The following is a 19,259-nucleotide window of genomic DNA, read 5'->3' as shown; positions in this document are numbered from 1 at the left end:
CTCCGGGCTTTTCCCTTCGGTCTTGCGTTTCCGACTCTATCAGATCTTTCCGATCCGATTTCCTCGGTGCTTTCCGGTCCCTTTCGCTTTCGCTCCGGGGGCCTTTCGGCGTGGTCACTACTTTAGCTGATTTCCCCGGTGACTCATAATCGAGTCATTCGAAACGCATTACGGCATGCCGGAATACGCCCCCGCCGGGGGAATCTTCTTGAGTAGTGGATGGCCGCGCTACGGGGTGCTAGAACAAGCAGGCCCTGATCCAGCGGCTCGGGCCACATTACGCACTTCTGCGGCCCGAGTCAAGGCGCCTCTTGCGAGGGGTGTGGGCGCGGTACGGGCTCACCGTCGGGTCGCCCTCGATCCAGAAGCGCCAGGGGTGCGGGGCCCCCTCGCCTCCGACGCCCGTGCGGGGGCCGCTGCGGACGAGGGCCGGGGCCGGCGGGGTGCCGGTGAGGACGGCGAGCGGGGCGTCCGGGTCGGCGCAGGCGTCCTCGCCGTTCAGGGAGAGCGCGACGTCGAGGGCGGTGGCCAGGCGTGCCGGGCCCTTGGCCAGCTCGTTGTCGTTGCGGGCCGAGCGGCGGCGGGGGCGGGCCTGCTCGGCGCCGCTCACGATCTCCCCCGCGCGCAGCAGGACCCCGCTCGCGCTGCCCTCGGGGCCGCACACCAGATTCAGGCAGTGCCACATGCCGTAGGTGAAGTACACGTACGCGTGTCCGGGCGGGCCGAACATGACGGCGTTGCGTGCCGTCCGCCCCCGGAAGGCGTGCGAGCCCGGGTCGATCGCGCCGGCGTACGCCTCCACCTCCGTGAGGCGCAGCTCGATCCGTCCGTCCTCCGTGGTGCGGACGAGGGTGCGCCCGAGGAGGTCCGGGGCCACCTCCAGGACGGGGCGGTCGAAGAAGGACCGCGGGAGCGGCGTGCGGTCGGGGCTCTCGTTCATGGCGTCCGAGCGTAGTGGGGGGACCGGCGCGGAACCGGTTACCGTCTTGGCGCGTATGTAGGGGTCAGGACTAGAAGGAGTGAAAGCCATGGGATTCAAGAAGCTGCTCGCGAGCCTGGGTGCCGGCGGGGCCACCGTGGAGACGGTGCTCACCGAGGAGAACGTGGTCCCGGGCGGGGTCGTCCAGGGCGAGGTGCGGATTCAGGGCGGGAACGTCGACCAGCAGATCGAGGGGCTGTCCGTCGGGCTCCAGGCGCGCGTGGAGGTCGAGGGCGGCGACCAGGAGCACAAGCAGGACATCGAGTTCGTGAAGGTGCGCCTCGGCGGGGCCTTCCAGGTGCAGGCCGGCGCGGTGCACGTGGTGCCGTTCGGTCTGGAGATCCCGTGGGAGACGCCGATCACCACCGTGTCCGGGCAGCAGCTGCGCGGCATGAACATCGGCGTGACCACGGAGCTGGAGATCGCGCGCGCCGTGGACTCCGGTGACCTGGACCCGATCAACGTGCACCCGCTGCCGGCGCAGCAGGCGATCCTGGACGCCTTCCTCCAGCTGGGCTTCCGCTTCAAGAGCGCGGACATGGAGCGCGGGCACATCCGGGGGACGCGGCAGAAGCTGCCCTTCTACCAGGAGATCGAGTTCTTCGCGCCGCAGCAGTACCGCGGTCTGAACCAGGTCGAGGTCAGCTTCGTCGCCGACGACCGCGAGATGGACGTCGTCCTGGAGATGGACAAGAAGCCGGGCCTGTTCATCGAGGGCAGCGACTCCTTCCGGTCCTTCAAGGTCGGCCTGCACGACTTCCACACCACCGATTGGGCGGCTTACCTGAACCAGTGGCTCGCCGAGGTCGGCGGCCGTCGCAACTGGCTCTAGGCTCGGGTCCGTAAGGCCGTCGCGGCGGGACCGCCGAGGCGGCTACGGGCGATACGGAGGGTTTCTACGTGTCCGAGGGCAAGAGGGCGCCGCTCCCCCACGACTTCCATCCGCCGGTGGCGGCGTTCACCGTGGTGAGCGACGACATCGCGCCGGGCGGGGTCCTGAAGGACGCTCAGGTGTACGCGGAGGGGAACGCCTCGCCGCAGCTGAGCTGGGAGGGGTTCCCGGCGGAGACCAAGAGCTTCGCCGTCACCTGCTTCGATCCGGACGCCCCGACGGGCAGCGGGTTCTGGCACTGGGTGCTGTTCGACATCCCGGTGTCGGTGACGGAGCTGCCGGCCGGTGCCGGGTCGGGTGCGTTCGAGGGTCTGCCGGCCGGTGCCGTGCACGCCCGGAACGACTACGGCGCGAAGGAGTTCGGCGGTGCGGCTCCCCCGGCGGGGGATCCGGCGCACCGCTACGTCTTCACGGTGTACGCGGTGGACGAGGAGAGGCTCGGGCCGGACGCCGACGCCTCGCCGGCGGCGGTCGGGTTCAACCTGCGGTTCCACACGCTGGGCCGTGCGCAGTTGGTCGGTGAGTACGCGGCTCCCGCGGCAGGCTGATCGTTCGTTTGTTGTTTGCCCGCTTCTGGTCTTGGAGAGATCAGAAGCGGGCACCTTTTGTTTCGCGAGAAATTGCGTTGTCCGACCCGGCCGGCCCGGCCATCGTTGATCCAAGCCCGCCAGGGGGGCGGGACGGCATACGGGAGGTGGGCAACATGCGGGACACGCTGGTACTCAACGCGAGCTTCGAGCCGCTTTCGACGGTCACTCTGCACCGTGCGGTGGTGCTCGTGCTGCAGGCCAAGGCCGTCGTCGAGCAGGCCCATCCCGAGCTGCGGGTGCGCGGTGCCGCCGTCGATCTGCCGGTGCCCCGGGTGATCAGGCTCTGCCGGTACGTCCGGGTGCCCTTCCGAAGACAGGCGCCGTGGTCGAGACGGGGGGTGCTGGTCCGGGACCAGCACCGGTGCGCGTACTGCGGGAGACGGGCGACGACGGTCGACCACGTCGTGCCGCGGGCCCAGGGGGGCAAGGACACCTGGCTGAACACGGTGGCGTCCTGCGCCGAGGACAACCACCGCAAGGCGGACCGGACGCCGGAGCAGGCGGGGATGCCGCTGCTGCACCAGCCGTTCGAGCCGACCCCGGCGGACGCGATGCTGCTCGCGCTGCGGGCGAGCGAGCGGTCCGCGCTGCCGGAGTGGCTGGCGAGCTCGGCCGCGTAACGCGTACCCGCGGATTCCGCGTGCATGCGAAGGGCCCGTCTCCCCGGTGGGAGGCGGGCCCTCGCGTGTCACTTGAGCGTCAGCTGGAGGATGGCGACGACGCCGACGGCGATGATCACTCCGCGCAGGACGGTGGGCGAGAGCCTGCGGCCGACCTTGGCGCCGAGCTGGCCGCCGATCGTGGAGCCGACGGCGATGAGCAGGACGGCAGTCCAGTCGAACTCGGCGACGAAGAGGAAGAAAACGGCGGCGACCCCGTTGACGAGGGCTCCGAGGACGTTCTTGACGGCGTTGACGCGCTGGAGGTCGTCGTGGAGCAGCAGGCCCATGAGGGAGAGGTAGAGCACGCCCTGGGCGGCGCCGAAGTATCCGCCGTACATGCTGGCCAGGAGGAGGCCGACGAGGAGGGCGGGGCCGCCGTCGGGGTGCGCCTCGGACCCGGTCCGTTCGCGCCGGCGCTTGACGGCGGCCGCGATGCGGGGCTGGAGGACGACCAGGACGAGGGCGAGTCCGATGAGGACGGGGACGATCGCGTCGAAGGCGGCGGACGGCAGGGCGAGGAGCAGGATCGCGCCGACGAGGCCGCCGACGAGGGCGGCGGCGCCGAGGCGCAGGACGCGCTTCCTCTGGCCCTTGAGTTCGCGGCGGTAGCCGATGGCGCCGCTGACGGAACCGGGGACGAGGCCGAGGGCGTTGGAGACGTTGGCGGTGATCGGTGGCAGTCCGGTCGCGAGGAGGACCGGGAACGTGATCAGCGTTCCCGATCCCACGATCGTGTTGATGGTGCCGGCGCCGATGCCGGCGGCGAAGACCGCCAGGGCTTCCCAGATGGACAAAGCCCTCTCCTTACAGGGTCGGTGGGTCGCCTCCCCGCTCCGAGGTCGTCGGGGTCGAGGGGCTCGTACCGATCATGCACGAGAGTTACGTGTACGTGTCAGTCAACCGGCGGTTCGTCTCGCCTTTCGGGCGCGCCGGTCCTGGTGTTGAAGCCGGGGGCGCCGCCGCCGATGTTGCCGAAGGCGCCGGAGAGGCCCTTGAGGGCGTCGCCGATCTCGCTGGGCACGATCCAGAGCTTGTTGGCGTCGCCCTCGGCGATCTTCGGGAGCATCTGGAGGTACTGGTACGAGAGGAGCTTCTGGTCGGGGTCGCCCGCGTGGATGGCCTCGAAGACCGTGCGGACGGCCTGGGCCTCGCCCTCGGCGCGCAGTGCGGCGGCCTTGGCCTCGCCCTCGGCGCGGAGGATCTGTGACTGCTTCTCGCCCTCGGCGGTGAGGATCGCGGACTGGCGCGTGCCCTCGGCTGTGAGGATGGCGGCGCGCTTGTCGCGCTCGGCGCGCATCTGCTTCTCCATCGAGTCCTGGATGGAGGTCGGGGGCTCGATCGCCTTGAGCTCGACGCGGTTGACGCGGATGCCCCACTTGCCGGTGGCCTCGTCGAGGACGCCGCGCAGGGCCGCGTTGATCTCCTCGCGGGAGGTGAGGGTCCGCTCCAGGTCCATGCCGCCGATGATGTTGCGGAGGGTGGTGACGGTGAGCTGCTCGATGGCCTGGATGTAGCTGGCGACCTCGTAGGTGGCGGCCCGGGCGTCGGTGACCTGGTAGTAGATGACCGTGTCGATGTTCACGACCAGGTTGTCCTGGGTGATGACCGGCTGCGGCGGGAAGGGGACGACCTGTTCGCGCAGGTCGATCCGGTTGCGGATCGAGTCGATGAACGGGACGACGATGTTCAGTCCGGCGTTGAGCGTGCGGGTGTAGCGGCCGAAGCGCTCCACGATCGCCGCACTCGCCTGCGGGATGACCTGGATCGTCTTGATCAGGGCGATGAAGACGAGCACCACCAGAATGATCAGGACGATGATGACTGCTGACATCGTGTTCCCCGTGCCCTTCGCTGCCGGTTGACTGCCGGTTTGCTTTCGATGATCGAGTCTCGCAGACGCCGGAACGTCATGGGCGGGGTTCGGTCACATGACCACGGCGGTAGCGCCGTCGATCTCGACGACGTCGACCTGTTCGCCCGGTTCGAAGGTCTGTCCGGTGTCGAGCGCGCGGGCGGACCAGATCTCTCCGGCGAGTTTGATGCGGCCCCCGCCGCCGCCGTCGATCCGTTCCAGGACGACGGCCTGACGCCCCCTCAGGGCGTCGACCCCGCTGGACAGTCCCGGTCCGTCGCCCCTGTGGCGGGCGGCGAGGGGGCGTACCACCGCGATGAGCGCCACGGAGACGACGACGAAGACGAGTACTTGGGGAACGATGCCGAAGCCGAGGGCGGCGGTCACCGCTCCCGCGACCGCTCCCACGGAGAACATGCCGAACTCCGGCATCGCGGTGAGGACCAGGGGAATGCCGAGCCCCACCGCGACGATCAGCCACCACACCCACGCGTCGATGTCCACGTGGTCATGGTAGGGCGGTGGGGCGCTTCCGGGACAGGGCGCGGTGCTGTGCGGTCACGGCGCCCGGCCGGTCACTTGAGCGGCAGGCCGCGGGCGGTCCAGCGGTCCTCCAGGCGCTCGACGACGAGCGGGAGGCCGAAGCAGAGGGAGAGGTTGCGGGAGGTGAGCTCGGTCTCGACGGGACCGGCGGCGAGGACCTTGCCCTGACGAATCATCAGGACGTGGGTGAAGCCGGGGGCGATCTCCTCGACGTGGTGGGTGACCATGATCATGGAGGGGGCGTACGGGTCGCGGGCGAGGCGGCCGAGGCGGCGGACCAGGTCCTCGCGGCCGCCGAGGTCGAGGCCGGCGGCGGGCTCGTCGAGGAGGAGGAGCTCGGGGTCGGTCATCATCGCGCGGGCGATCAGGGTGCGCTTGCGCTCGCCCTCGGAGAGCGTGCCGAACCTGCGGTCCAGGTAGTCGTTCATGCCGAGGCGGTCGAGGAAGGCCTTGGCACGGTCCTCGTCGACCCGGTCGTAGTCCTCGTTCCAGGTGGCCGTCATGCCGTACGCGGCGGTGAGGACGGTCTGGAGGACGGTCTGGCGCTTGGGGAGCTTCTCCGCCATGGCGATGCCGGCCATGCCGATGCGGGGGCGGAGCTCGAAGACATCGGTGCCGACGCCGCCGAGGTGCTCGCCCAGGATGCGGGCGGTGCCCCTGGTGGGGAAGAGGTAACTGGAGGCGACGTTCAGGAGGGTGGTCTTGCCGGCGCCGTTGGGTCCGAGGATCACCCAGCGTTCGCCCTCCTTGACCGACCAGGAGACCTCGTCCACCAGAGCCCGTCCGTCGCGGACCACGGATACGTCCACCAGCTCCAGTACATCGCTCATGAGCGCGTTGTCTCCCCTTGGGGTCGAGTGTCGTCGCCTTGCGCCGGCGGGCGCGGCGTCCAGGGGAAAACCTACGTTATCGCCGGAGCGGGCCGGACAGGCCCTGGTGTTTCCCCCGAGTCCTTAGTCTGGGGGGATGCTTTCGGAACCACGCTCAGGACGCCTGGCCGCTTGGGGCAATGCCCTGTTGGCCGGGGAGGTGTCGCCGGACGAGGCGGCGCTCGCCATTGTCGGGGAGGACGCGGTGCACCGCGTGGAGGGGCTGCCGGGTGAGGCGGGGCCGGTGGGGCTGACGCTGGCCCTGGGCCGGCTGCGGCGGCTCGGGGTGACCGGGTGGCGGGTGGCGCTGCCGGCGCCGGGCCATCCGCTGGGGCTGAGCGGGCCGCCGGACTTCAACGCGCGCGCGTTGGAGGCGGAGGAGGCGGTGGTGGGCTTCGGCGCGCCGTACGGTCTCGTGCCGGAGGTCTCGGAGGCGGGTCCGGCGGGGAACGTGCACGTGGAGGTGGTGTGGCGCTGTCTCGCGGTGCGGGAGGCGCCGCCGGCGGACGTGCCGTCGCTCGGCGAGGCGGAGCGGGAGCTGGCGGAGGCGCTGCGGGACGCGACGACGGTGCTGACCCGGCTCGACGTGGCGGCCTCGGGCCCGGCGGCGGAAGCGGCGCGGGAGGCGTACCGGGCCCGGTCGGAGGTGGGCCGCGAGGTCCTGGCCCCGGGCTATCCGCCGCGCGCGGTACGGGTCCTGGAGCTGGCGCAGCGGATCGGCCTGCTCGTGGACCTGGCGTACGACCACGGCCACGGGGGCGCGGTGAGCGCCTCGGAGATGACGGCGCGGGGGGAGGCGCTGCGGCCGGTGGAGCGGGTGGCGCGGCGGGCGCAGGTCGCCGCGTACAACGCGTACGTGGAGGAACGGGAACGGGACCGGGGGTTCTGAGGGCCTGTCGTGACGGTCCCCGGCGGGTCTGTCGTGACCGGGCTCGGCGGGTCTGTCGTGGAAAGGGGAAACCCCCGGCTCCCGGGGGGATCGTCCGGGGGCCGGGGGTTTCGGCAGTGGGTCAGTCGTTGACGGCGCCGTTGCCGAAGGCCGGGTTGAGCAGGCCGATCACGTTGACCGTGTTGCCGGAGACGTTCACGGGGACGTGGACCGGGACCTGCACCGCGTTGCCGGAGGCGACACCCGGGGAGTGGACGGCCGCGGCCTCGGCGCCCGCGTCGGCGGAGGCGGCACCCGCGCCGGCGGCGACGATGCCACCGGCGACCATGGTGAGGGCGGCGGCCTTCTTGAACTTCTTCACTTGGTGATTCCTCCTGGTCGTCGCTGCGGCCGGTCCGCCGCAGCACGCCCTGGAGAACGCCCCGCCGCCCGGGAGGTTGCGCCGAACGGGGGACGTACACACGACGGTATGAACGGGTGAACGGTCGTGCGCCCGGCGCGCGGCGGGGGCGCGTCAGCGGGTGAGGCCGTGGCGGACCGCCCAGAGGGCCGCCTGGGTGCGGTCCGCGAGGTCGAGCTTCATCAGGATGTTCGAGACGTGCGTCTTGACCGTCTTCTCGGAGAGGACGAGGGCGCGGGCGATCTCCCGGTTGGAGCGCCCGTCCGCGATGAGGCCGAGGACCTCGCGCTCCCGTTCGGTGAGGGACGGCCCCCGGCCCGTACCGCCGTGGGAGTCGTCCGGGGAGAGGAGCGCGCCGGCGACCTCGGGCTGGAGCAGGACGTGTCCGGCGTGGACGGAGCGGATCGCGCCGGCCAGGGCGTCGGGGTCGATGTCCTTGTAGACGTACCCGGAGGCACCGGCGCGGAGCGCGGGGACGACCGTGCGCTGCTCGGTGAAGCTGGTGACGATCAGGACCCTGGCCGGGTTGGCGAGCTCGCGGAGCCGCTTCAGGGCCTCGATCCCGTCCGTGCCGGGCATCTTCACGTCCATGAGGACGACGTCGGGGCGGAGCTCCTCGGCGCGGGCGACGCCCTCGTCGCCGTCGGAGGCCTCCCCCACGACCTCTATGTCGTCCTGCACCTCCAGGAAGGTGCGCAGGCCTCGGCGGACGACCTGGTGGTCGTCGACCAGCAGGACGCGGATCGGCTTGTCAGCCACCGGGAACCTCCATCTCGATCGTGGTGCCCTCGCCCGGGGCCGAGGTCACGGTGAGCCGTCCGCCGACGCCGCCCGCCCGGTCCCGCATGGAGACCAGGCCGAGGTGGCGTCCGGCACTGCGGACCGTACGCGGGTCGAAGCCCTTGCCGTCGTCGGTGACGGCGAGCCGGGCGCCCTGGCCGCTGCGGACGAGGGAGACCCGGACCAGCTTCGCGTCCGCGTGCCGCAGGGCGTTGTGCAGGGCCTCCTGGGCGACCCGGAGGACGGCCTCCTCCTGGGCGGCCGGCAGGGCGCGGGTGCCCGGGCTCTCGAAGGTGACCCGGGCGGAGTGGGCGCGGTCCAGGACCTGGATCTGGGTGCGGAGGGTGTGGACGAGGCCGTCCTCGTCGAGGGCGGCGGGGCGCAGCTCCACGACGGCGGCGCGCAGCTCGTCGGCGGCCTCGGCGGCCAGCGCTGCGACCTGCTGGAGCTCGCCCTTGGCGCGGGCCGGGTCGCGGTCGACGAGGGCGGCGGCGGCCTGGGCGGTCAGCCGGAGCGAGAACAGCTTCTGGCTGACGGCGTCGTGCAGCTCGTGGGCGAGGCGGGAGCGCTCCTCGACGATGGTGAGCTCGCGGCTGCGCTCGTACAGGCGGGCGTTGGTGAGGGCGATGGCCGCGTGCTGGGCGAGGATCGCGAGCAGGGCCTCGTCCTCGGCGGTGAAGCCGCAGCGGCCGTCCTCCTTGGGGCAGCGCTTGTTGGCGAGGAAGAGGGCGCCGAGGGTCTCGTCGCCGTCCCGGACGGGCAGGCCGAGGAAGTCGGACATCTCGGGGTGGGCGTCGGGCCAGCCCTCGAAGCGGGGGTCCTTGCGGACGTCGGCGAGCCGCTCGGGCTCGGCCCTGTGGAGCATCGAGGCGAGGATGCCGTGCTGGCGGGGCAGCGGGCCGATCGCCCGCCACTGCTCGTCGCTGACGCCGTCGACCACGAACTGGGCGAAGCCGCCGTGGTCGTCGGGGACGCCCAGGGCCGCGTACTCGGCGTCGAGGAGCTCGCGGGCCGAGGCCACGATCGTCTTGAGGACGTCGCGGACCTCCAGGTGGCGGCTCATCGCCAGGAGCGCGGTGCTCACGGCGGCGAGGCCGGAGCTCGGTCGATGGCTCATGTGTTCACCGTACCGGTGGGGTGTGACCGTCCGTATCCGTCCGGGGACGAGGCCCGGGCGGGTCCCGGGACCTAGGTCGAAGGGCCCTCGGCGGTACGGGCGCGGGGACGAGGCGGCGGGCGGGGGCCGCGCCGGAGGGTGGAGCCGTCGGTATCCGAGCGGATGGACGGGAAGGGGCGGTCGTCATGGCTGTCGCGATCGTGACGGGGGCGTCGAAGGGGCTGGGCCTGGCACTGGCCCACGGGCTGGCGGGGCGGGGCTGGGACCTCGTGCTCGACGCCAGGACGGCGGACGTGCTGGAGGAGGGCGCGGCGGCGGTCCGCGCGGCGCACGGGACGCGGGTGGTGGCGCTGCCCGGGGACGTCCGGGACGCGGGGCACCGGCGGGAGCTGGTGGCGGCGGCGCGGGGGCTCGGCGGGCTCGACCTCCTGGTGAACAACGCGAGCGCGTTGGGCGCCGCTCCGCTGGTGCGTCTGGAGGAGCAGTCGCCGGAGGGCTTGCGGGAGGCCCTGGAGACGAACGTGGTGGCGGTCCTCGGTCTCGTGCGGGAGGGCCTGGCGCCGCTGCGGGAGAGCGCGGCGGGGACGGTGGTCGTGGTCAGCTCGGACGCGGCGGTGGAGGCGTACGGGACGTGGGGCGGGTACGGGGCGTCGAAGGCGGCGGCGGACCGGCTGGCGGCGGTGCTCGCGGTGGAGGAGCCGGGGCTGCGGGTGTGGTCGGTGGATCCGGGGGACATGGAGACGGACCTGTACGCGGCGGCGGAGCCGGAGGGGGTCGGCGGGCGGCCGGACCCGGAGACCGTGGTGCCGGGCTTCCTGGCCCTCCTCGACCGGCGTCCGGCGTCCGGGCGGTACGGGGTGGCGGCTCCGTCGCCGTCGGAGCCGGCGGAGCCGGCGGAGTCGGCGGAGTCGGCGGAGTCGGCGGAGTCGGTCCGATGAGCGTGGTGGCGGACGGCCTGGAGGGGCTGCGCGTACCGGAGGAGCTGTCGGCGCGGGTGCCGGCCGAGCAGCGGGGGCCGGGGCGCGGCCGGGACGACGTGCGGCTGCTGGTGTCGCGGGGCGCGGCGGTGTCGCACCACGCCTTCCGGGAGCTGCCGTCGCTGCTGCGGGCCGGGGACGTGCTCGTCGTCAACACGTCGCCGACGCTGGCGGCGGCGGTGGACGGGCGGCTCGGGCCGGAGCCGGGCGGGGAGCCGGTGGTGGTGCACTTCTCGACGCGGGGCGACGACGGGCGGTGGGCGGTGGAGCTGCGGTCGCCGGAGCCTTCGGGCAGTACGCGCCCGCGTGCGGGCGGCCCCGCGGGGGCGGTCGTACGGCTGCCGGGAGGGGCGCGGCTGGTCCTGGCGGGGCCGCTGACGCCGGGGAGCGGGCGGCTGTGGTGGGCGCGGCCGTGCGGGGACGTGCCGGGGCTGCTCGGGCGGTACGGGCGGCCGATCCGGTACGGGTACACGGAGCGGGACCAGCCGCTGTCCGCGTACCAGACGGTCTTCGCGCGCCCCTTCCCCGACGGCGCGGGCTCGGCGGAGATGCCGAGCGCGGGCCGGCCCTTCACGGCGGCGCTGGTGGCGGAGCTGGAGGCCCGGGGCGTGCGGATCGCCCCGCTCTCCCTCCACACGGGGGTGGCGTCGGCGGAGGCGCACGAGCCGCCGTACCCGGAGCGCTTCGAGGTTCCGGCGGCGACGGCGGCCCTGGTGAACGCGGCGAGGGCCGGCGGCGGCCGGGTCGTCGCGGTGGGGACGACGGTGGTGCGGGCGCTGGAGTCGGCCGCGGTCGGCGCTTCGGTGCGGGGCGCCCGGGGGTGGACCGGGCTGGTCGTGACGCCCGCGCGGGGCGTGCGGGTCGTGGACGGGCTGCTCACCGGGCTGCACGAGCCGGAGGCCTCGCACCTGCTGATGCTGGAGGCCGTCGCCGGGCGGGCGGCGCTGCGGGGCGCGTACGCCGCGGCGGTGAGGGACCGCTACCTCTGGCACGAGTTCGGGGACGTCCATCTCCTCCTTCCGGAGGAGACGGCTCACTGTGCGCATTGCTGACGCAACGCGGGGTGAGTTCGCCACCGTCGCCGTGTGAGGCGCCGCATAGGACCCACGTCACTTACGAAGCCTCTTAGTGGAGACCTTAAGGTCGGATAAGGACGGAGAAAAACGGGCACAGGGGACAGCTGACGACCTACCTCCGACCCCCCGATCCACTACCCGGCTTCGTACGTCACACCTTTGCCAGCAGATTTTGCTGCCGCTAAGAATTGCATCCGTCGCCGCCGAGTGAGGCGTGTGCCGCCCCCGGCCGGAGCGACCCCCAGCGATTCGAAGAGGTAGTCCTGCATGTCTGCGAACACCCCTGGCCACAGTCGTCGTGGTCTGAAGAAGACCCACAAGGCCACGATCGCCGGCGTCGCCGCTCTGGGCGCCGCGGCCCTCACGCTCTCCCTGGTCCCCGGCAACGGCTCCACCGAGACCGAGCCGCAGGCTCTCTCCGGTACGCACAAGGTCGCGTGGTCCTACAACGCGAACAGCACCCAGGCCAAGGCGCTGGCCGCCGGCCTCAACGAGCAGCAGACCGCGCTCGGCCTCAAGGCCCAGCAGGAGGCCAAGGCGCAGGCGAACCTCGCCGCCCAGGCGAAGGCCGCCGCCGAGGCCAAGGCCGCGAAGGCCAAGTCCGTCGCCCAGGCCCAGGCCGCGGCGAAGGCGAAGGCCGCCGCCAAGGCGAAGGCCGCCGCGGCGAAGCGCGCCGCCGAGAAGGCCGCCGCCAACCGCTCCGTCACCCGCGCCCCGGTCTTCGCGAACAACCTCGACGGCTGGATCCGCGAGGCGCTGTTCATCATGGACAAGCACGACATCCCGGGCACCTACGCGGGCATTCACCGCAACATCATCCGGGAGTCCAGCGGCAACCCCCGCGCCATCAACAACTGGGACATCAACGCCATCAACGGCATCCCCTCGAAGGGTCTGCTCCAGGTCATCCAGCCGACCTTCGAGCGGTACCACGTCAAGGGCACCAAGTTCGACCTGTACGACCCGGTCGCCAACATCGTCGCGGCCTGCAACTACGCCGCCGACCGCTACGGCTCGATGGACAACGTCAACAGCGCGTACTGATCGCGCACCGGTACGCCGAAGGGCGGCACCCCGTACGGGGTGCCGCCCTCGCGGCATGTGGTCAGCCGGTCACTTGCGCATGACCTCGGGCTCGTGGCGGCGCAGCAGCCGCGCCACGACCACGCAGAAGACGGCCGCCATCAGGAGCTGGACGCCGAGGTCCAGGCTCCACTGGCCGACCGTGTGCTCCCACAGGGGGTCGGTGTCCGTGGGGTTCTTCGGGTCCCACGGCGGCATGAGGCGCCCCAGGTCGAGGGTGGTGCCGGCGCCCGCGATGCCCCAGCGCGACGGCATCAGCCAGGCGAACTGCTCCAGGCCGGGCGAGCCGTACACCTGGAACAGGATGCCGGTGAAGACGACCTGGACGATCGCGAACATCACCAGGAGCGGCATCGTCTTCTCGGCGGTCTTCACGAGCGCGGAGATGACCAGGCCGAACATCATCGAGGTGAGGCCCAGGGCGATGACCTGGACGCACAGCTCGACGGCCGGCGGCATGAAGAGGCCCTCCTCGGGCAGCGCCCGGGTGGAGAAGCCGATGCCGCAGATGATGACGCCCTGGAAGGCCGTGATCAGGCCGAGGACGATGACCTTGGACATCAGGTACGCGGAGCGGGAGAGGCCGGTGGCGCGCTCCCGCTCGTAGATGACCCGTTCCTTGATCAGTTCGCGGACCGAGTTGGCGGCGCCGCTGAAGCACATGCCGACCGCGAGGATCAGCATGATCGTTCCGGCGTCGCCGTTGAAGCGGGACGGCGGGGTCGGCGAGCCGAGGCCGAAGTCGGCCGGGATGACGACCGAGACCGCGCCGAGGACCGCCGGCAGGATCACCATCAGGCCCAGGAAGCCCTTGTCGGACGCGATCACCGAGACGTAGCGGCGGATCAGGGTCCACAGCTGGGAGCCCCAGCCCTGCGGCTTCGGCGGACGGGACATCGCCCGCTGCGGCACCTGGACGGGCTGGGCGGCGACGGCGTCGATGTCCGCGGCGTACATCTGGTAGTGCTGCGAGCCCTTCCAGCGGCCCGCCCAGTCGTACTCGCGGTAGTTCTCGAAGGCGGAGAAGACGTCGGCCCAGGTGGAGTAGCCGAAGAAGTTCAGCGCCTCCTCCGGCGGGCCGAAGTACGCCACCGAGCCGCCGGGCGCCATCACGAGCAGCTTGTCGCACAGGCCCAGCTCGGCCACCGAGTGGGTGACGACGAGGACCGTGCGGCCGTCGTCCGCGAGGCCGCGCAGCAGCTGCATGACGTCGCGGTCCATGCCCGGGTCGAGACCGGAGGTCGGCTCGTCCAGGAAGATCAGCGAGGGCTTGGTGAGGAGCTCCAGGGCGACGGAGACGCGCTTGCGCTGGCCACCGGAGAGGGAGGTGACCTTCTTCTCCTTGTGGATGTCGAGCTTGAGCTCGCGCAGCACCTCGTCGATGCGGGCCTCGCGCTCGGCGGTCGCGGTGTCGCCGGGGAAGCGGAGCTTGGCCGCGTAGCGCAGCGCCTTCTGGACGGTCAGCTCCTTGTGCAGGATGTCGTCCTGCGGGACCAGACCGATGCGCTGGCGCAGCTCGGCGAACTGCTTGTAGAGGCTCCGGTTGTCGTAGAGGACGTCGCCCTCGTTGGCCGGGCGGTAGCCGGTCAGCGCCTTGAGGAGCGTGGACTTGCCGGAACCGGACGGGCCGATGACGCCGATCAGCGACTTCTCCGGGACGCCGAAGGTGACGTCCTTGAGGATCTGCTTGCCGCCGTCGACCGTGACCGTGAGGTGGCGGGCGGAGAAGGAGACCGAACCGGTGTCGACGAACTCTTCCAGCTGGCCGCCGACGATCCGGAAGGTCGAGTGGCCGACGCCGACGATGTCCTGCGGGCCCAGGAGGGCCGTGCCGCCCTTGGGGATCGGCTGGCCGTTGACGTACGTGCCGTTGTGCGAGCCGAGGTCGCGGATCTCGAAGCGCCCGTCGGGCGTCGCGTGGAACTCGGCGTGGTTCCGCGAGACCTGGAGGTCGGAGACGACCAGCTCGTTCTCCAGGGCACGGCCGATGCGCATGACGCGGCCGAGGGAGAGCTCGTGGAACGTGGTGGGGCTGCGGTCGGAGTAGGCCGACGACGCCCCCGCGGCGACGCCGGGGTGACCGTGCCCGGGCCCCTGCTGGTGCGGGACCTGGGGCTGCGCGGGCTGCTGCTGCCAGCCGGGCTGCGGCGGTGCCTGGTGCGGCTGCTGGTGCTGCGGCGGCGCCTGGTGCGTGACCCACTCGGCCTGCTCCGCGGCCTGGTGGGCCGGGACGGGCCGGGCCGGCTGCTGCGCGGCCTGCTGGGGCTGGGGCTGCTGCCCGGCCCGGGCTCCGGCGGCGAGATTCAGCCGCGGGCCGTCGTTCGCGTTGCCCAGGTGGACGGCCGAGCCGGGGCCGATCTCCATCTGGTGGATCCGCTGCCCCCGGACGAACGTGCCGTTCGTGGAGCCGTGGTCCTCGATGACCCAGCTCCGGCCGCCCCAGCTGATCGTGGCGTGGCGCCACGAGACCCTGGCGTCGTCGATGACCAGGTCGCCCTGCGGGTCCCGGCCCACGGTGTACGACCTGGACGGATCGAGGGTCCAGGTCCTTCCATTCAATTCCAGTACGAGTTCTGGCACTCCATGCCCCACTACTTGTCCCCCGATGTACCCCCGTCGCGGGGAGTCCAGGGATGGCGAACATCCGGGGGGAACTATTTCAGGCCCGGTCCCCTCTCCGAAAGTCGGGACGCGGGACGGGGGCCGGAGGAGCCTCCCGGGCACCCGGGTGTCCGGTACGCGGGACGGGGGGTCGGGGGGCGCGCGGTCCCCGATACGGTGGGAACCACCATGAGCGCATCGCAGATCTCAGACGTTCCCCCCTCGGACGTTCCCACCCTTCTCGTCAAGATCTTCGGGAAGGACCGTCCCGGGATCACCGCGGGACTCTTCGACACCCTCGCCGCCTACTCCGTCGACGTCGTGGACATCGAGCAGGTCGTCTCGCGCGGCCGCCTCGTCCTGTGCGCGCTCGTCACCGAACCGACCGTCGCCTCGCAGGGCGAGCTCCGGGCGACCGTGCACAGCTGGGCCGAGTCGCTGAAGCTCCAGGCCGAGATCATCTCCGGCACGGGCGACAACCGCCCCCGGGGCGAGGGGCGCTCGCACGTCACCGTGCTCGGCAACCCGCTCACGGCGGAGCAGACGGCGGCCATAGCGGCCAGGATCGCGGAGGCCGGCGGCAACATCGACCGTGTCTTCCGCCTCGCGAAGTACCCGGTGACGGCGGTCGAGTTCGCGGTCTCGGGCTGCGAGACCGAGCCGCTGCGGACCGCGCTCGCCGTCGAGGCGCACACCATCGGGGTCGACGTGGCCGTGGTCTCCGCCGGTCTGCACCGGCGCGCCCAGCGGCTCGTCGTCATGGACGTCGACTCGACGCTGATCCAGGACGAGGTGATCGAGCTCTTCGCGGCGCACGCGGGCTGTGAGGACAAGGTCGCCGAGGTGACCGAGGCCGCGATGCGCGGCGAGCTGGACTTCGAGCAGTCCCTGCACGCGCGGGTGGCGCTCCTTGCCGGGCTCGACGCCTCGGTGGTGGACAAGGTGCGCGCCGAGGTGCGGCTGACGCCCGGGGCGCGGACCCTGATCCGTACGCTCAAGCGGCTCGGCTACCAGGTGGGCGTGGTCTCCGGCGGGTTCACCCAGGTCACCGACGACCTGAAGGAGCGCCTGGGGCTGGACTTCGCCTCGGCCAACACCCTGGAGATCGTGGACGGGAAGCTCACCGGGCGGGTCACCGGGGAGATCGTGGACCGGGCGGGCAAGGCGCGGCTGCTGCGCCGGTTCGCGGCGGAGGCGGGGGTGCCGCTGGCGCAGACCGTGGCGATCGGCGACGGGGCCAACGACCTGGACATGCTGAACGCGGCCGGGCTCGGGGTGGCGTTCAACGCCAAGCCGGTGGTGCGCAGGGCGGCCGACACGGCGGTGAACGTGCCGTTCCTGGACACCGTGCTCTATCTGCTCGGGATCACGCGCGAGGAGGTCGAGGCCGCGGACGGCGGCGAGGACCTGCTGCACTGAGCCGTGGGCGGACCTCCACGGCGAGGAGGGCCCGGTCGTCCTGGGGACGACCGGGCCCTCGTGCGTACGGGAGGGGGTGCGGGCGTACGGGAGGGGGTGCGGGCCCGTCAGTCGTGCGGGGTCCAGAAGTCGACGAGGCTGCCGACGCCGTGCTCCACCGACTTCCAGGAGCCGTCGAAGGCGAGGACGGCGAAGGCGGAGGTCGGGAAGCCGCTGCGGTTCATACGGGCCGCGGTGTCGCCCTCGGCCCGGCCCGCGAGGGCGTCGGCGAGGGCGTGCATGCCGGGGTTGTGGCCGATGACCAGGAGGTCGGAGACCTCGTCCGGCACGTCGTTGAGCAGGGCGATGAGCTCGCCGAGGGAGGCCTCGTACAGCCGGTCCTCGTACACGGTCCTGGGGCGCTCCGGCAGTTCCTGCACGGCGAGCTTCCAGGTCTCCCGGGTTCTGACGGCGGTCGAGCAGAGGGCCAGGTCGAAGCCGATGCCGGTCTCGGCGAGCTTGCGGCCCGCGACGGGGGCGTCCGAGCGGCCTCGTTCGGCGAGGGGACGCTCGTGGTCGGACACCTGGGGCCAGTCTGCCTTCGCGTGCCGGAGGAGCACGATCCTGCGGGGTGTATCGACGCTCATGGTCCACAGCTTCGCACGAAACGGGCCGCTCCGACTCAGAGAGGCAGCGTGTGCCGGACCTGCTCCAGGAACCGTCCGACCGTCGGGTCTCCTCCGGTCGCGTGGGCCTCTCCCGGCCCGGTCATGAGCAGCAGGAGGGCGACGAACGCGGCGGCCGGGAGGGCGAGGGCCCACCAGGACAGCCGGGTGTCGACGCCGGTCGCCGTGGTTCCGGTGCCGCTGCGCGTACGGACCGACATGGCCGCCTCCGTGGGTGGGTCTCCGCTTTCGCCGTCGTCACCACCGTACGGAGCGCGGGGGCGGCGGCCCATCCGGTGATCCACCCACTCGACCCTGAGACCCGCCCCCTAGGGGATGCGGGGGCTGTCCCCCGGGCGGAGGGTCACGGGGCGGCGATGGACGCGATGACTCCGATGACGACGGTGATGGCGATCATCGCGCCGAAGACGGCGAGCAGCTTCTTCTGGCCGTTCGGCGGATTGGGTTCGAGGACTGGCATGGGAACAGTCTCGCACCTCAGCATTCGTCCTCGACCGTCCGGTCCCGGCCGGCCAGGATTCCGACGATCATCTGAGGCACCATCAGCCCGCCCATGAGCGCGATGGGCAGCCCCCAGCCGCCGCTGTGCTGGTAGAGCACGCCGACGAGGAGGGGGCCGGGGATCGAGATGAGGTAGCCGACGCTCTGGGCGAAGGCGGAGAGGCGGACGACGCCGGCGCCGGTGCGCGAGCGCAGGCCGATCATGGTGAGGGCGAGCGGGAAGGCGCAGTTGGAGACGCCGAGCAGGACCGCCCAGAGCCAGGCTCCGGCGGCCGGGGCGAGGAGGAGGCCGGTGTAGCCGCCGAGGCCGCACAGGGCGAGGGCGACGACGATCGGGCCCTGGGTCTTCATGCGGGTGGCGAGCCGGGGGATGACGAAGGCGAGCGGGACGCCCATGACCATGGTGACGGCGAGGAGCACGCCCGCGGTGGAGGCGGAGACGCCGGCGTCGCGGAAGATCTGCGGCATCCAGCCCATGGTGATGTAGGCGCCGGTGGCCTGGAGGCCGAAGAAGGCACCGAGGGCCCAGGCGGTGCGGCTGCGGGTGACGCGCGGCGGGGCGGCCTGCGCCGGGACGGCGGCCGCCGACTTCGCCTCCGTACGGGAGACGCGGGCGCCGGCGCCGTCCCGGTCGCGCAGGAGCGGGAGCCAGGGCAGGACGGCGAGCGCGGCGAGGGCCGCCCAGACGCCGAGGCCGAGGCGCCAGTCCCCGCCGAGCGCCTCGGTCATGGGGACGGTCGCGGCGGCGGCGACGGAGGTGCCGAGGGCGAGCGCCATGGAGTAGAGGCCGGTCATGGTGCCGACGCGGTCGGGGAAGTACCGCTTGACGATGACGGGCATCAGGACGTTGCTGACGGCGATGCCCATGAGGGCGAGGGCGCTGGCGGCGAGGAAGCCGGCGGTGCCGCCGGCGAGGGGCCGCAGGAGGAGGCCGGTGAAGATCGCGGCCATGCCCGCGCAGACGACGGCGGCGGGGCCGAAGCGGCGGGCGAGGCGCGGGGCGGTGATGCCGAAGACCGCGAAGCAGAGCGGCGGTACGGAGGTGAGGACGCCGGCGACGCTGCCGCTCATGTGGAGGCCTTCGCTGACCTCTTCGAGGAGGGCGCCGAGGCTGGTGATGGCGGGGCGCAGGTTGAGCGCGGCCAGGACGAGTCCGACGGTGACCGGGACGAGGAACCGGCGGGCCGGGGCGGCCGGGGGCGCCGTAGCGGCGGGGCGGTCGCGGTCGGGTGCGGGAGAATCCCCGGCGGTGGCGGCCGGTCGGACGGCGGGGTCGAGGGTCTTCGGCTCGTCAGGCATGGAGCCATCATAGAATCATGGGATGATTGGTTGTCCAATCTCGAACATCTCGAACATCTCGAACC

General features: G+C 72.1%; 21 protein-coding genes. 8 read left to right on the top strand and 13 right to left on the bottom strand.

The annotated features are described in order from the left end of the window. Nucleotides 1-277: 277 nt before the first annotated feature. Nucleotides 278-940 carry a DNA-3-methyladenine glycosylase gene (locus ADL08_RS12455; RefSeq protein WP_053642158.1) on the bottom strand — a complete coding sequence of 221 codons (663 nt, stop codon included), beginning with the start codon at nucleotides 938-940 and terminating at the stop codon, nucleotides 278-280. Nucleotides 941-1,028: 88 nt separating this feature from the next. On the opposite strand from ADL08_RS12455, the gene ADL08_RS12450 reads away from it, so the two are divergent. From ADL08_RS12450 to ADL08_RS12440, 3 genes are all read left to right on the top strand, one after another. Further along, nucleotides 1,029-1,811, top strand: a complete 783-nt coding sequence (locus tag ADL08_RS12450) for a sporulation protein (protein ID WP_053642157.1) — start codon at nucleotides 1,029-1,031, stop codon at nucleotides 1,809-1,811. Between the two features lie 68 nt (nucleotides 1,812-1,879). Next, a complete protein-coding gene (locus ADL08_RS12445; RefSeq protein ID WP_053642156.1) occupies nucleotides 1,880-2,419 on the top strand; it encodes a YbhB/YbcL family Raf kinase inhibitor-like protein in 540 nt (179 codons plus the stop codon). A 155-nt stretch (nucleotides 2,420-2,574) separates the two neighbouring features. Next, entirely contained in the window at nucleotides 2,575-3,081 is a 507-nt protein-coding gene (locus tag ADL08_RS12440) for an HNH endonuclease (RefSeq protein WP_053642155.1), read from the top strand. Between the two features lie 68 nt (nucleotides 3,082-3,149). Here the strand turns inward: ADL08_RS12440 and ADL08_RS12435 are convergent, their stop codons facing one another. The 4 genes from ADL08_RS12435 to ADL08_RS12420 form a co-directional block, all read right to left on the bottom strand. Continuing rightward, nucleotides 3,150-3,917, bottom strand: coding sequence for a sulfite exporter TauE/SafE family protein (locus ADL08_RS12435; protein ID WP_053642154.1), 768 nt, complete (start codon nucleotides 3,915-3,917; stop codon nucleotides 3,150-3,152). Between the two features lie 98 nt (nucleotides 3,918-4,015). Beyond that, nucleotides 4,016-4,954, bottom strand: coding sequence for an SPFH domain-containing protein (locus ADL08_RS12430; protein WP_053642153.1), 939 nt, complete (start codon nucleotides 4,952-4,954; stop codon nucleotides 4,016-4,018). 93 nt (nucleotides 4,955-5,047) lie between these two features. After that, entirely contained in the window at nucleotides 5,048-5,479 is a 432-nt protein-coding gene (locus ADL08_RS12425; protein WP_053642152.1) for an NfeD family protein, read from the bottom strand. A 71-nt stretch (nucleotides 5,480-5,550) separates the two neighbouring features. Further along, nucleotides 5,551-6,348, bottom strand: coding sequence for an ABC transporter ATP-binding protein (locus tag ADL08_RS12420; protein WP_053642151.1), 798 nt, complete (start codon nucleotides 6,346-6,348; stop codon nucleotides 5,551-5,553). A 136-nt stretch (nucleotides 6,349-6,484) separates the two neighbouring features. On the opposite strand from ADL08_RS12420, the gene ADL08_RS12415 reads away from it, so the two are divergent. Then, nucleotides 6,485-7,276, top strand: a complete 792-nt coding sequence (locus ADL08_RS12415) for a hypothetical protein (protein WP_053642150.1) — start codon at nucleotides 6,485-6,487, stop codon at nucleotides 7,274-7,276. Between the two features lie 121 nt (nucleotides 7,277-7,397). Here ADL08_RS12415 and ADL08_RS12410 read toward each other — a convergent pair whose 3' ends face one another. The 3 genes from ADL08_RS12410 to ADL08_RS12400 all read right to left on the bottom strand — a co-directional run bounded on the left by ADL08_RS12410 (nucleotide 7,398) and on the right by ADL08_RS12400 (nucleotide 9,573). After that, the gene (locus ADL08_RS12410; protein WP_053642149.1) at nucleotides 7,398-7,637 is read right to left on the bottom strand and encodes a chaplin; all 240 of its coding nucleotides are present in this window, start codon (nucleotides 7,635-7,637) and stop codon (nucleotides 7,398-7,400) included. A 153-nt stretch (nucleotides 7,638-7,790) separates the two neighbouring features. After that, nucleotides 7,791-8,435, bottom strand: a complete 645-nt coding sequence (locus ADL08_RS12405; RefSeq protein ID WP_053642148.1) for a response regulator — start codon at nucleotides 8,433-8,435, stop codon at nucleotides 7,791-7,793. Beyond that, nucleotides 8,428-9,573, bottom strand: coding sequence for a GAF domain-containing sensor histidine kinase (locus tag ADL08_RS12400; RefSeq protein WP_053642147.1), 1,146 nt, complete (start codon nucleotides 9,571-9,573; stop codon nucleotides 8,428-8,430). The genes ADL08_RS12405 and ADL08_RS12400 overlap by 8 nt, the downstream gene beginning before the upstream one ends. Before the next feature lie 185 nt (nucleotides 9,574-9,758). Here ADL08_RS12400 and ADL08_RS12395 point away from each other — a divergent pair, with 185 nt between their 5' ends. The 3 genes from ADL08_RS12395 (at nucleotide 9,759) to ADL08_RS12385 (ending at nucleotide 12,670) form a co-directional block, all read left to right on the top strand. Continuing rightward, entirely contained in the window at nucleotides 9,759-10,511 is a 753-nt protein-coding gene (locus ADL08_RS12395; RefSeq protein ID WP_053642146.1) for an SDR family NAD(P)-dependent oxidoreductase, read from the top strand. Continuing rightward, nucleotides 10,508-11,602: an S-adenosylmethionine:tRNA ribosyltransferase-isomerase gene (locus tag ADL08_RS12390; RefSeq protein WP_053642145.1), complete on the top strand. Its 1,095-nt coding sequence runs from the start codon at nucleotides 10,508-10,510 to the stop codon at nucleotides 11,600-11,602. The genes ADL08_RS12395 and ADL08_RS12390 overlap by 4 nt, the downstream gene beginning before the upstream one ends. Nucleotides 11,603-11,893: 291 nt before the next feature. Next, complete coding sequence (locus tag ADL08_RS12385; protein ID WP_053642144.1) at nucleotides 11,894-12,670, top strand: transglycosylase SLT domain-containing protein; 777 nt, start codon at nucleotides 11,894-11,896, stop codon at nucleotides 12,668-12,670. Between the two features lie 69 nt (nucleotides 12,671-12,739). On the opposite strand, the gene ADL08_RS12380 is transcribed toward ADL08_RS12385, so the two are convergent. After that, nucleotides 12,740-15,301, bottom strand: a complete 2,562-nt coding sequence (locus ADL08_RS12380) for an FHA domain-containing protein (RefSeq protein ID WP_053642143.1) — start codon at nucleotides 15,299-15,301, stop codon at nucleotides 12,740-12,742. Between the two features lie 198 nt (nucleotides 15,302-15,499). Here ADL08_RS12380 and serB point away from each other — a divergent pair, with 198 nt between their 5' ends. Then, nucleotides 15,500-16,729 (top strand): phosphoserine phosphatase SerB, encoded by a 1,230-nt coding sequence (gene serB / locus ADL08_RS12375; RefSeq protein ID WP_053642142.1) that lies wholly within the window; start codon nucleotides 15,500-15,502, stop codon nucleotides 16,727-16,729. 107 nt (nucleotides 16,730-16,836) lie between these two features. Here serB and ADL08_RS12370 read toward each other — a convergent pair whose 3' ends face one another. From ADL08_RS12370 to ADL08_RS12360, 4 genes are all read right to left on the bottom strand, one after another. Beyond that, nucleotides 16,837-17,355, bottom strand: a complete 519-nt coding sequence (locus ADL08_RS12370) for a SixA phosphatase family protein (protein WP_053642141.1) — start codon at nucleotides 17,353-17,355, stop codon at nucleotides 16,837-16,839. A 35-nt stretch (nucleotides 17,356-17,390) separates the two neighbouring features. Then, a complete protein-coding gene (locus tag ADL08_RS12365; RefSeq protein ID WP_053642140.1) occupies nucleotides 17,391-17,594 on the bottom strand; it encodes a hypothetical protein in 204 nt (67 codons plus the stop codon). A 143-nt stretch (nucleotides 17,595-17,737) separates the two neighbouring features. Beyond that, a complete protein-coding gene (locus ADL08_RS38720; protein ID WP_260321902.1) occupies nucleotides 17,738-17,854 on the bottom strand; it encodes an SGM_5486 family transporter-associated protein in 117 nt (38 codons plus the stop codon). A 17-nt stretch (nucleotides 17,855-17,871) separates the two neighbouring features. After that, nucleotides 17,872-19,194 carry a CynX/NimT family MFS transporter gene (locus ADL08_RS12360; protein WP_053642139.1) on the bottom strand — a complete coding sequence of 441 codons (1,323 nt, stop codon included), beginning with the start codon at nucleotides 19,192-19,194 and terminating at the stop codon, nucleotides 17,872-17,874. Between the last annotated feature and the right edge of the window lie 65 nt (nucleotides 19,195-19,259).

Origin of the sequence: Streptomyces sp. NRRL F-6492, from assembly GCF_001280125.1 — a bacterium.
Taxonomy (GTDB): Bacteria; Actinomycetota; Actinomycetes; order Streptomycetales; family Streptomycetaceae; genus Streptomyces.
This window is presented reverse-complemented; position numbering and strand designations above follow the sequence as displayed.